At 34.6% G+C, this 12,632-nt stretch carries 10 protein-coding genes; 1 reads left to right on the top strand and 9 read right to left on the bottom strand.

Features of this window, described 5'->3' with window-relative positions; translation table 11 throughout:
- Nucleotides 1-4 precede the first annotated feature (4 nt).
- The 8 genes from AC3WRL_RS01035 to AC3WRL_RS01070 form a co-directional block, all read right to left on the bottom strand.
- Nucleotides 5-1,876 carry a hypothetical protein gene (locus AC3WRL_RS01035; protein WP_492329546.1) on the bottom strand — a complete coding sequence of 624 codons (1,872 nt, stop codon included), beginning with the start codon at nucleotides 1,874-1,876 and terminating at the stop codon, nucleotides 5-7.
- Between the two features lie 20 nt (nucleotides 1,877-1,896).
- Nucleotides 1,897-3,048, bottom strand: a complete 1,152-nt coding sequence (locus AC3WRL_RS01040) for an ABC transporter ATP-binding protein (RefSeq protein ID WP_214833274.1) — start codon at nucleotides 3,046-3,048, stop codon at nucleotides 1,897-1,899.
- A gap of 118 nt (nucleotides 3,049-3,166) precedes the next feature.
- Nucleotides 3,167-3,670 carry a hypothetical protein gene (locus AC3WRL_RS01045; RefSeq protein ID WP_214833276.1) on the bottom strand — a complete coding sequence of 168 codons (504 nt, stop codon included), beginning with the start codon at nucleotides 3,668-3,670 and terminating at the stop codon, nucleotides 3,167-3,169.
- Nucleotides 3,671-3,858: 188 nt separating this feature from the next.
- On the bottom strand, nucleotides 3,859-4,347 hold the full coding sequence (locus AC3WRL_RS01050) for a DinB family protein (RefSeq protein ID WP_492329547.1): 489 nt from the start codon (nucleotides 4,345-4,347) through the stop codon (nucleotides 3,859-3,861).
- Between the two features lie 63 nt (nucleotides 4,348-4,410).
- Nucleotides 4,411-4,827, bottom strand: a complete 417-nt coding sequence (locus AC3WRL_RS01055) for a hypothetical protein (RefSeq protein WP_492329548.1) — start codon at nucleotides 4,825-4,827, stop codon at nucleotides 4,411-4,413.
- Between the two features lie 139 nt (nucleotides 4,828-4,966).
- Nucleotides 4,967-8,149: a carbamoyl-phosphate synthase large subunit gene (gene carB, locus AC3WRL_RS01060; protein ID WP_214833283.1), complete on the bottom strand. Its 3,183-nt coding sequence runs from the start codon at nucleotides 8,147-8,149 to the stop codon at nucleotides 4,967-4,969.
- 249 nt (nucleotides 8,150-8,398) lie between these two features.
- Complete coding sequence (locus AC3WRL_RS01065) at nucleotides 8,399-9,475, bottom strand: carbamoyl phosphate synthase small subunit (RefSeq protein ID WP_214833284.1); 1,077 nt, start codon at nucleotides 9,473-9,475, stop codon at nucleotides 8,399-8,401.
- 83 nt (nucleotides 9,476-9,558) lie between these two features.
- Nucleotides 9,559-10,449, bottom strand: a complete 891-nt coding sequence (locus AC3WRL_RS01070; RefSeq protein WP_214833286.1) for an aspartate carbamoyltransferase catalytic subunit — start codon at nucleotides 10,447-10,449, stop codon at nucleotides 9,559-9,561.
- 242 nt (nucleotides 10,450-10,691) lie between these two features.
- Here AC3WRL_RS01070 and AC3WRL_RS01075 point away from each other — a divergent pair, with 242 nt between their 5' ends.
- Nucleotides 10,692-11,153 (top strand): Lrp/AsnC family transcriptional regulator, encoded by a 462-nt coding sequence (locus AC3WRL_RS01075; RefSeq protein ID WP_214833288.1) that lies wholly within the window; start codon nucleotides 10,692-10,694, stop codon nucleotides 11,151-11,153.
- Here the strand turns inward: AC3WRL_RS01075 and argH are convergent.
- Nucleotides 11,150-12,454, bottom strand: a complete 1,305-nt coding sequence (gene argH, locus AC3WRL_RS01080) for an argininosuccinate lyase (protein ID WP_214833290.1) — start codon at nucleotides 12,452-12,454, stop codon at nucleotides 11,150-11,152. The two genes, AC3WRL_RS01075 and argH, sit on opposite strands and share 4 nt — an antisense overlap.
- Nucleotides 12,455-12,632: the final 178 nt, after the last annotated feature.

The following is a 12,632-nucleotide window of genomic DNA, read 5'->3' on the forward strand; positions in this document are numbered from 1 at the left end:
TAAATTATTGTGGCATTGCTTTCCATTTTTGAAGAATGGAAGTATAGAAATACATAAATATAAAACCACATACAAATATAATAAAGCTCAGATTAAGACCCATAGAATCAATAATTGTTGGACATTCGGCATACGAATGTACAGTACTCGTACTTATACACGTCGCTTTCTGATGAATAGTGATAATTCCGAAGATAAGAAATAAGAAAAGCACAAATCCACTCATTGAAATAGTAATAAAAATCGAAGATACCAGCTTTCCAACTTTTCGCATCATCAATAAGGGAACTAAAAGAATGATCAAAGAGATAAAAAGAGTAAAATAAGAAGCAAAAAACTCTTCCTTTCCACGGACTAACACAGAATATAAAACGGTAAGTAACGTGACGGCTAAAATCAATACTCCGGCACTGATGACACTGAATAATAGTGATTTCAATCCTACAATTCTAAAACTAAAAATAAAAGCTGCTAGGAAAAAAGAGATCCATAAGTAGATATGAATATTCTCCGAGAAGAAATCCATATTTTTTATTGTATTAACATTGTTCAGAACATCTTTCAAAGAATCTGTGTAAAAGTAATAGTCTGTAAGATTATTTTTAAAATACTTTTCAGGAGAAACCTGTTGATGAATATCAGGGTTAAGAGCTACTATAGCTAAAGAATCCCTTACGATCGTTCCATTATCCGCAATAGCCGCTTCGGTATCTGTAACAGCATAATCAGCTTCATATTCTTTGGAGATTGATGGATCATCAGCTTCATTGTAGTTTCTAACCTTTCGTATAAAATATTTGGGTTCAAAATTATTATTCTGTGTGGAATAGATCATTTTCGCCCATTCTTTAGCTTCCAGATTAGTCTGTATTTTATATTCTTTTGATATTTTCAAAAAATCAGAAAGTAAGCTTTCTAATTCTGCAGGATTGTTTTTATTTAAAAGATCAGTAGTCTTTTTATTAATTTCAAAAGCTAATTTTTTGTAGTCACTGCTTGTATAACCTTCCGTATTCATATCATTATAATTTTGCTCTTTTACATAATGAACATCCTTAGAAGTCTCATCATAGAAAATTTTAGAAAAATTATAATAGCTTAAACCTGTTGTCTGAATATATGATGAAAGATCCACAACCTCTTTTTTGAAATAGAATGTACCAGAATTTTCTTTCAGTTCAGAATAAGCGACAGCCGTTTTATTAGTTCTTTCAGGTTCAGGAATTGCAAAATTTCCATATCTATCTTTTTTAGCAGACGTCTTGGAATACACAGAATAGTATTGATATACCCTGTTATAATAAATAAAATATTTTTTACCCGTGTTTATTTTATTAATATCCGTTTCACAGAAAAGATCTGCAAAAGGTTTTGGAAACTTTCTGTTATCCAAGGTATAGGCTTCAAGTTCCTGTGAAAGAAAGGGTGAGGTTCTATTAATAATATCTATATTTTTCTCTACTTGTTGATCAGGGTACTGATGATTAATAAACATCCTGAAACCTATCATATAAGAGAAAAAGAAGGTAGTACTGGTAAAAAGGATGATAAAATACTGAACAAACTGTGAGAATAATTTCCATTTTGAAACAGGATAAAAATTCTTGAACGCATTGTTTTTGAACATCATTATGAGCCAACCTACAATCATTAAAATAGAGATGATGAGATGAATGAATATAACACCATTTTTAAAATAATCATCTTTTACACTATAGGTCTGAAGGGAGCGTGGATCCATATGAGACCAATATCCTATTGCGAAAAACAAGATATGAATAAGCGCACTTACCAAAAGCATCCACACGATTTTTGTGTTCCAGATGGTTGAGTATCGCTCCAGTAAATATTGATTGAGTTGATTTATTTTTTGCATTTTGATCGAATTAAAGAAGATTAACTAACGAAAAATCTTCTTGTGGAAGATGAAATATTACGGATATAAACAATGTTGGTTTTAGCATTTCCCAATGAAGACATTACATCATAAAATTCTGTTTCTACAGAAAAATAGGCAACATATACTCCACCATTATAATTGAGTTTTTCCAGTTTTAAAGCTTTAAAAACTTCTAAAAGTTCATCTCTGGAACTGGGAGTATCAATTTCAATGATCAAATGGTTTTCTTCATTGTTCTTAAGATCAGAATTATCCTTGTATTGTCCGTTTTTCAGGAAAATAACTTTATCCGAAACCTTTTCCACTTCATACAATTGCTGAGAACTTAAGATCAAAGCAATGGGATTATTTACTGAATTAGCAATCGCTTTCAAGTCTTCCAGAATCACCTGTTGGGCCACCACATCAAGATTAGCTAAAGGCTCATCCAACAACAGAATTTCAGGTTTTCTCAAAAGAGTGCGTGCCAGTTCAAAGCGCATTTTATATCCTGAGGATAGTTCGCTCCATTTTAAATGTTTATAATTCCACAATCCGAGACGGGCGATCATCATTAGCGTTCGGGTTTCATTTTCTTCTGTATTCACCCCGTAATTGGCAAGGACAAATTTAAGGTTGTCTTTAAGACTTCCATACCATTTGGCAGTTCGTTGCGGAATGTAAACCAATTTTGTACGAAGATCATAATCATTCTTTGGTTCCTGGTTAAATGAATATTGCAACTGACCTTGATTATAAGAAATTTCTTTTGCTAAAATTCTTAAAAGGGTGGTTTTCCCATTACCATTTTCACCAACTAATCCATAAACCTGACCTTTATTAATTGAAATGGAAACAGGTCCTAAAGAAAACCGATTACTACCATATGATTTAGAAATATGCTCTGCGTGAAGCACTGATTTTTCTAAAGGATATTCAGGAACTTTAATTGCTTCAATTTTCTGAAGCAGATCTTTTGATTTATCAATAAATTCTTCGGTTTTATCTGGGTATTGTTCCTTCCAGTCCGTTAAAGAAATTGCTTCGTTGTAAATACCCATATTCTGAGTATCCATAGCACAGTCAAGCAATTTTCTGAATCCGAGAATAGTGTCTTTATTATCAAAGAAATGATACACGTCCGCTACTCTTTGCTGATGTTTCGTCATTTGGTGTTTAAATATTATTTTTACTTTCTAAAGATATAAATTTTGAAGCTGTTTCCTCTTAAAATAGAAAAGAATGCATCGCTGCATCCTTTTGATATCTATGTTATTTTTTCATAATCTATGTAAGCATTGATGACATCATCATAGACATATAATAATTGGCACAATGTAGAGAATTGATCAATAGTATTTCTTTACTGGGTAGAATCTCAAAAGCTTCTGATGTTGTTATTTGGTATTCATAATTCATGGTGCTCCATTTGAGATCCGGCTTCATTACCAAAAGTTCAAGTCCTTCCTGATCTGTTAGTACAAATGATTCTTTAAAAATACCTCTGTGCTTAAAAGCATAGCTTCTCTTCAAGTCGTCAAAGTAGGTTTGTATAACAATTTCTCCATTCCAGTTCAGTCTGAATTTTAAAAGGATCTTTTCATTGTCCTTTAACTCAATGGTTGTTCCCCAAAACCCCTTCGGCTCAATATGATACTCCAAACCATCTACAATTTCTATTACAGCATTAAACTTAAACCAACTATTATAAATAAGTTTTCCAATTAACCTGCTCTCTTTTGTTACTTCAAAAAATAAAGAATTGCTTGATTTTGCTTGATATTCTGCCATGGTTATTTTTTAATTTGGTGGAATTTCTATTGGTTTTTAAATAGTATTAACAGCCTGAATTTTAACGCTCTAATTTATAAATAAATCAGCAAATATTATTTATTTTTAAACTGATCTCACAAAACTCTGCAAAATTAATTTTTAATTACATCAATTTACCCATTCAACAATAACATGTTCAACTATTTTTATTTTTGCCCATGCAATATAATTTTGAATTTTTCAATTTGTCGTCTATGACGTAAAACATGAACAATTGCATGTTCCGTTAACTGTTCTATGTCATAAACTTGTCCCCACAAAGTATTTATTTTTTTGGTGTTGTCAAATTCTTCAAGCTGATCATCATGAATATTTCTGAAAGTTTCTACGGTAAAGACGAATAAGCGGTCAAAGTCTTTACGATAATCATCTATTGTCCAACGAAGTACAATGTCTGGATATTTTACATTTTGCCCCATTAATCGGATATCGATAGCATAAGCAAATCCTGCACTAACCACATGTGCCAGTATTGTCTGAATCGATTTGCAGTTAGAGTCACTTGTTTCAGCATCAATAATTGTAATTAGTTCATCAGCTGAAATGTCAGTAATTACCTGTTGTAAGTCGTTAATTACCCTTTCATATTCGTCGAGCAATGCACCAACGGCACCTTCTCTGTAAGTTTTAATCATAAATCCTGTTAATTAGTTAGGTTTTGATAAATCACATTCTTTCGATTACTTTTTAAATACTCCCTATTCAAGATAATATTGATCAAATTCAATAGGATTTTTAGGTTTATTTATTCCTGTCCTATTTTTAAAATCTTCCTCAATTTCAAAATTTTTCTCTGTAATAATAATCTCTTTATTGTTTTTGAATAATTTTAAAAGTTCAGCTTTATATTTAGAGTTGAGTGTCTTAAAATAATTATCATACAAACATATTCCAACTTCTTTTTCAGCAAATTGTTTTCCGAATGACGTTGTTGCCCTAGGCTTTATGTAGTAATCTCTTAAACTCCAATCATCAAAATAATAGTCCCTGTAAGTAGATTCACAATCAAGTATTTTTATTTTTTCAGCCTTATATGGATTCGCTAGCAACACATAAAAGAAAGCGGCTAAAAAACCTAATATTAGGACTCCTAGAATTGTTATTTTAGTTTTCATTGTTTATAAAAAATCTTTGAGTTTATTTGAATTTCTATATAATATTAATACTATCTAAATTATACAAATAATTTAATTTTTATAAAAAAACCCCGTAAGTTTTCTTACGGGGTTTTAAAATATATTTGCTTTTCAAAGATTACATCGCGTTCATTTTAAAAGTCATACTTTCGATCACTTTTAAAATAGCCTCTACCGTATCCATTGATGTTAAACATGGCACTCCATTTTCAACACTCATTCTTCGGATCTGGAAACCATCTCTTTCAACCTGCTTTCCTTTGGTCATGGTGTTGACTACATATTGTACTTTTCCTTTTTGGATCAGGTCGATAAGGTTTACACTTTCTTCTCCGATTTTGTATCCTATTTTACAAGGGATTCCTTTTTCTTCAAAGAATTTAGCCGTTCCTTCTGTTGCCCAGATTCTGAATCCAACTTCATGGAATCTTGCAGCCAGATCAGCAGCTTCCTGCTTGTGTTTATCAGCTACTGTGAATAATATTGATCCGTGCATCGGAACTTTTCTTCCTGCTGCAATAAGTCCTTTATAAAGAGCTTTTTCTAAAGTGGTGTCTTTCCCCATCACTTCTCCTGTAGACTTCATTTCTGGTCCTAAAGAGATATCAACTTTCGTTAATTTTGAGAATGAGAACACCGGAACTTTTACAAACACACCTTCTTTTTTCGGAACCAATCCGTTTTTATATCCCAGATCTTTCAGCTTCTGACCTAAGATAGCTTTTGTCGCTAAGTTAGCCATCGGTACATCTGTAATTTTTGAAAGGAAAGGAACTGTTCTTGATGAACGTGGGTTCACTTCGATCACGAATACATTTCCATCAAACAGAACATATTGGATATTCATTAATCCAATAACATTCAAGCCTTTTGCCAGTCTTTGGGTGTAATCTACTAAGGTGTCAATTTCAGCTTGAGAAACATTTTGTGGTGGATATACCGCTATAGAGTCTCCGGAGTGAACTCCCGCTCTTTCGATATGTTCCATAATTCCAGGAATGATTACCGTTTCTCCGTCACAGATCGCATCTACCTCAACTTCTTTTCCGGTAATGTAACGGTCTACCAATACCGGGTGTTCCGGGCTTGCATCTACCGCAAATTCCATATAATGAGCCAATTCTGATTCTGTATACACGATTTCCATGGCTCGCCCTCCCAGTACATAACTTGGACGAACTAAAACCGGATAACCAATCTCATTAGCAATTTTTATCGCTTCTTCTTTTGATGTCGAGGTTTTTCCTAAAGGCTGAGGAATTCCCATTTCCTGCAGCGCTTTTTCAAATTTATCTCTGTTTTCAGCTCTGTCAAGGTCTTCTAATGAAGTTCCTAAGATCTTTACTCCATAGCTTGCCAGTTTATCTGCTAAGTTAATCGCCGTTTGTCCTCCAAACTGAACAACTACTCCCATTGGTTTCTCAAGGTCGATGATACTCATTACATCTTCTTCCGTTAAAGGTTCGAAGTATAATTTATCTGAGATTGAGAAGTCTGTAGAAACTGTTTCAGGGTTATTGTTGATGATAATCGCTTCGTAGCCCATTTCTTTGATCGCCCAAACTGAATGTACTGTAGCATAGTCAAATTCTACTCCCTGTCCTATTCTGATTGGCCCTGAGCCTAAAACGACCACTTTTTGTTTATCTGAAACCACACTTTCATTTTCCTCTTCATAAGTTCCGTAGAAATAGGGTGTTTCACTTTCAAATTCTGCCGCGCAGGTGTCTACCATTTTGTAAACCGGTATCACTCCATTTTCTTTTCTGAAATTGTAAACCTCTCTTTGAGTAGATTCCCATAAGTGAGCGATATTCTGATCTGAGAAACCTAATTTTTTAGCTTTAATTAAAATCTCTTTATCAAATTTATGTTCAGCAATTGTTTTTTCGAAGTCAACCAGTTTCTTTAATTTATAGATAAAGAACTTGTCAATCTTACTCCATTCTACAATCTGTTCCCAATCGTAACCTCTTCTTAAAGCATCACAAATGATGAATAATCTTTCGTCATCACAAACTCTGATTCTTCTTTCGATGTCTTCGTCTGTTAAAGCTGCAGCTTGTTTTGTTTTTAATCCTAAGTGTCTTAAACCTGTTTCCAGGGAACGTACCGCTTTCTGTAAAGATTCTTCAAAGTTTCTTCCGATAGCCATTACTTCTCCGGTCGCTTTCATCTGTGTTGAAAGTCTTCTGTCCGCAGTTTCAAATTTATCGAAAGGAAATCTTGGGAATTTAGTTACCACATAGTCCAAAGCTGGTTCGAAACATGCGTAAGTTTTTCCTGTAACCGGATTCATGATCTCATCAAGGGTTAACCCAACTGCAATTTTAGCTGCAATTTTAGCGATCGGATATCCCGTCGCTTTACTTGCTAAAGCTGATGATCTTGAAACCCTCGGGTTTACTTCAATGATATAGTATTCAAATGAATGTGGATCCAAAGCCAGCTGTACGTTACATCCCCCTTCAATACCCAGTGCTCTGATGATTTTTAGGGAAGCATTTCTCAACATTTGGTATTCTCTGTCTGAAAGCGTCTGTGAAGGCGCTACCACAATTGAGTCTCCCGTATGAACTCCCACCGGGTCTATATTTTCCATGTTACAAACCACAATTGCATTGTCGTTCGCATCACGCATTACTTCGTATTCGATTTCTTTGAAACCTGCGATTGATTTTTCAATAAGACACTGCGTTACCGGACTGTATTTCAATCCCAGTTCTGCGATCTCTTTTAATTCAGCTTCATTGGAAGCGATTCCTCCTCCAGTCCCTCCCATGGTAAAGGCAGGACGAACAATAACAGGATATCCGATTTCTTCAGCGAAATGAAGAGCTCCTTCTACTGTAGTTACAATATCAGATTCCGGAACCGGCTCGTTCAGCTCTCTCATTAATTCACGGAACAGATCTCTGTCCTCCGCTCTGTTGATCGCTGAAAGTGTAGTTCCCAATACCTCAACTTTACATTCTTCAAGGATCCCTGATTTCTCCAATTCTACTGCCATATTCAATCCAGTCTGCCCCCCTAAAGTAGGAAGCAACGCATCCGGACGTTCCTTTCTGATGATATGACTTACAAACTGAAGGGATATCGGCTCGATATATACTTTATCAGCGATCTCCACATCCGTCATAATCGTTGCAGGATTTGAGTTGATCAAAATTACCTTGTAACCTTCTTCTCTTAAGGATAAACAAGCCTGCGTTCCTGCATAATCGAATTCTGCCGCCTGCCCAATGATGATAGGACCAGAACCGATTACTAAAATTGTTTTTATATCTGTACGTTTTGCCATTTTCTTTTTTTAGATACAAGATGTCAGATGCCAGATTTCAGACTTCCAACATTCTGTTTTTACTTTTTTAAATTAGATTTGAATGTATAAATCATTCTTTGAATTTCATTCAGATTTGATATTAGACTATCAACTTTTTCCACATTAAGTAGTTCTAACTCTTTTGTTAAAATTAATTTCTCAAAATTGTGCATAATTACTTTAATTTTCAAAAGTCTGATGTCTAGTGTCTGCTATCTGATGTCTGTATTATAGCTTCTTAAAGTCTTCCATTAAATCAATAAACTCATCAAACAAATAATTCGCATCTTCCGGGCCTGGACTTGCTTCCGGGTGATACTGAACTGAGAAACAAGGGTGGATTTTGTGTTTCAATCCTTCATTTGTTCTGTCATTTAGAGCGATATGGGTTTCGATAAGGTCTGTTCCTTTAAGACTTTCCTGATCTACTGCATAACCGTGGTTTTGGGAAGTGATCGAAACTTTATTCTTCACTAAATCTAAAACCGGGTGATTTCCTCCTCTGTGTCCGAATTTCAGTTTGAATGTTTTCGCTCCACAAGCTAACCCTATTAACTGGTGTCCTAAGCAAATTCCAAAGATCGGAACTTTTCCTAAAAGACCGCGGATCATTTCTAAGGCCTGTTGGTTATCTTCAGGATCACCAGGACCATTTGAAAGCATAATCCCATCCGGATCCATTAGTAAGATCTCTTCAGCTGTTGTATCATGTGATACAACGATAATGTCGCAGTTTCTTTGAGAAAGCTCTCTGATGATTCCTAATTTAGAACCGAAATCTACCAATACTACTTTGAAACCTCTTCCCGGATTTGCGTAAGGTGTTTTCGTAGAAACAGTTTCTACCTGGTTGGTAGGGAAAGTTGTTAATTTTAACTCTTCTACAATTGCGTTTTCATCAGCATCTGCATTTACAATTTTTCCTTTTACCACACCTGAGTTACGAAGAATTCTTGTCAGTCTTCTTGTATCTATTCCTGAAATTCCTGAAAGGTTTTTCTTTTTGAACAATTCATCCAAGGTGATCTGAGTACGGAAATTGGATGGTAGATCACAAATTTCCTTTACAATAAGACCTTTAATAGCTGGTTCAATACTTTCATAATCATCGCGGTTGATCCCATAATTTCCGATCAACGGATAAGTCATACATACAATCTGACCACAATAAGATGGGTCGGAAATCAATTCTTGATATCCCGTCATTCCGGTATTGAAAACCACTTCTCCTGCTGTTTCCAATTCTGCTCCGAAACCTTCTCCGTTAAAAACCTCTCCGGATTCTAATATTAATTTCTTTTTCATTTTTATTTTTGTTGTACCATGTATTCATATATAAACCTATAGACGATTTTCATGAATACCTTTTACATTAATACTTTTTACAATTATTTAAACTTAAATCCTTTTTCTTCGAGCGTATTTTTAAGTATCGCCATTCTTGCAAAAACTCCATTCTGCATTTGCTTAAAAATCCTTGAACGCTCACATTCTACTAAATCGGTATCGATTTCCACTCCTCTGTTGATAGGAGCTGGATGCATGATGATTGCTTCTTTTTTCATCGCTTTTTCCCTTTCTTTCGTCAAACCATATTTTCTATGATAATCTGAAGCCGAAAAACTCATTTTAGCGTCGTGTCTTTCATGCTGAATTCTTAATAACATTAAAACATCCACTTCATTGATCAGTTGGTCTACCGACTGGTAAGTTCCGTTAATCAAAGCACCTTCATCAAACCAATCCTCTGGTCCTGAGAAATATACTTTAGCACCTAGTCTTCTTAATGCTTCTGCATTGGAGTTAGCGACTCTGCTGTGCTTTACATCCCCTACAATTCCAACTTTCAGACCTTCAAATTTTCCAAATTCCTGATGGATCGTCATAAGATCCAGCATACACTGCGATGGGTGGTTTCCCTTTCCATCGCCACCATTGATCACCGGAATATTAATATTTTTTAATTCTTCAAAGAATCCGTCTTTTTTATCTCTTATTACAACTAAGTCTACCCCTATACTCTCAATCGTCTTCACTGTATCATATAAACTTTCGCCCTTATTTACTGAGCTGTGTGAAGCATCAAATGGAACGACCTGCAATCCTAATTTTCTTTCAGCTAAATCGAAGCTTGTTTTTGTTCTTGTACTATCCTCAAAGAATAGATTTGAGCAAAAAACTTCGCCCTCTATTTTAGCAGTTTTTCCATTAGCAAAAGCCAGTGCTTCTGCCAGTATACTGTTGATTTTCTCGGTACTTAGTTCTGTAATCGTAAACATAATATCTTAATTTTTTACATAAAAAAAGCGAAGACAAAATCTTCGCTTAATAACAATAAATATCGTAAAGGGCGCTGTCGCCCGGTAAATCTAATGATATAAATACTCTTTTATTCATTAGGTGCAAAGATATAACATTTCAGCGATACTACAAAATCAAAATCCCAAATAAATTAAAAAACTTCAATCACCTATTATTCTCATTTTTTCTTAATATTTTTGTTAAATCTCAAATCTACACTATGGACGCTAAAGACAAAATGATTCTCAGTATTATTCAGGAAGACTCTACTCTATCTGTAAAAGAAATCTCCGAGAAGATTGGTCTTACCTTCACTCCAACTTATGAGCGTATCAAACAATTAGAGAAACAAGGGGTTATTGAGAAATATGTTGGCCTTCTGAACCGTGAAAAACTGGGACTTAATATTGTTGTTTATTGTAATGTCCGTCTTAAAGAGCAGTCCAAAAAGGTATTGGAGACTTTTGAGAAGAACATTGGAAAATATGACGAAGTTCAGGAAATCATCAGCCTCTCTGGCGAATATGATTATATGCTGAAGATCATTGCCAAGGATATCAACTCTTATAATGATTTTGCTGTAAGTGTGATCTCAAATATTCCTAATATCGGACAATACCACAGTTCCATCGTTTTACATGAAGTGAAAAAATCCACTAAATTTAAAATTGATCTCGCCTAACCCAGTATTTTATTTTTCAGTTTATTAAACTGATAACTTATTTTATCCAAACATAGATTTCCTATACTTCCCTGATGGGTATGGCTAAGATTCGCAATTTTAAAATCAAATTCATTATTCTCTATTTCCTGGCCTACTTTTACATAAGCATCCCGGAAGGAACTGCCATTTTTAACCTCTTCATTAATTTTCTCTACACTGAAAAGATATTTGTATTTTTCATCCTCCAGAATACCCTCTCTCACTTTTATGTTGGGCAAAGTATAATTTAAGATCTCCAGACATTCTTTTAAGGAATCAATAGCTGGAAAAAGAATTTCTTTTGTCAGCTGTACATCTCTGTGATATCCTGAAGGAAGATTATTCGTCAACAGTATAAGCTCATTCGGTAAAGATTGAATTCTATTACATCTCGCTCTCACCAACTCGAAAATATCCGGGTTCTTTTTATGAGGCATAATACTGCTTCCCGTTGTAAATTCTTTAGGAAAGCTTATAAAATTAAAGTTCTGACTTAAATACAAACATACGTCATAGGCAAATTTCCCAAGGGTTCCTGCTATTGTTGCCATGGCCATTGCCAGTAACTTTTCAGATTTCCCACGGGTCATCTGAGCATATACAGCATTATAATTCATCGTTTGAAACCCAAGGTTGTAGGTTGTACTTTCTCGATCGATCGGGAAGGAAGAACCATAACCAGCTGCAGAACCTAATGGGTTTTTATTAATAATATTCTTTACCGAGAACAGCATTTCAACATCATCTAATAAAGCCTCTGCATACGCTCCGAACCATAATCCAAAAGACGAAGGCATTGCAATCTGCAAATGTGTATATCCTGGAAGCAAAACCTCTTTATGCTCTTCTGCCAATCCTATCAATAGCTGAAAAAACTCGTCAGTAAGGCTTGTTATTTCACGAATCTCATCCAGTAAATAAAGCTTGATATCCAATAAAACCTGATCATTTCGGGATCTTGCCGTATGAATCTTTTTCCCTACATCTCCTAATTTTTCAATTAAGATCGCTTCAATCTGAGAATGGATATCTTCTGCCTCTTTGTCGAGTTCGAAACTTCCGTTTTCAATATCTTTTAATATAATTTCCAAAACAGAGGTCATCTGTTCTGATTCTTCATTGGAAATAATTCCAACTTCTGCAAGCATCTTACAGTGAGCCATAGAACCCTTAACATCATATTTTGCTAATCGCTCATCGAAATCAAGGTCTTTTCCTACTGTAAACTGGTTGACTAATATATTGGTGGCAAGATTATCTTTCTGCCATATCTTTTTCATAATTGTCTATTTAAAATATTACTATAATTCGGTTTTAGAGCTGTTTTGTGCTCAGCATGATATTTCTTACTGCTAAAAACTTTAACATCTTCCACATTCAATAAAGTTTTTCATTTTTAATGGTCTTCTTGCATAAATCTTATTAAAAACTGCTTTCTTCATTATAATCATGCTGAGT

The sequence above is a fragment of the Chryseobacterium sp. FW101-FHT12H09 genome (assembly GCF_058790395.1).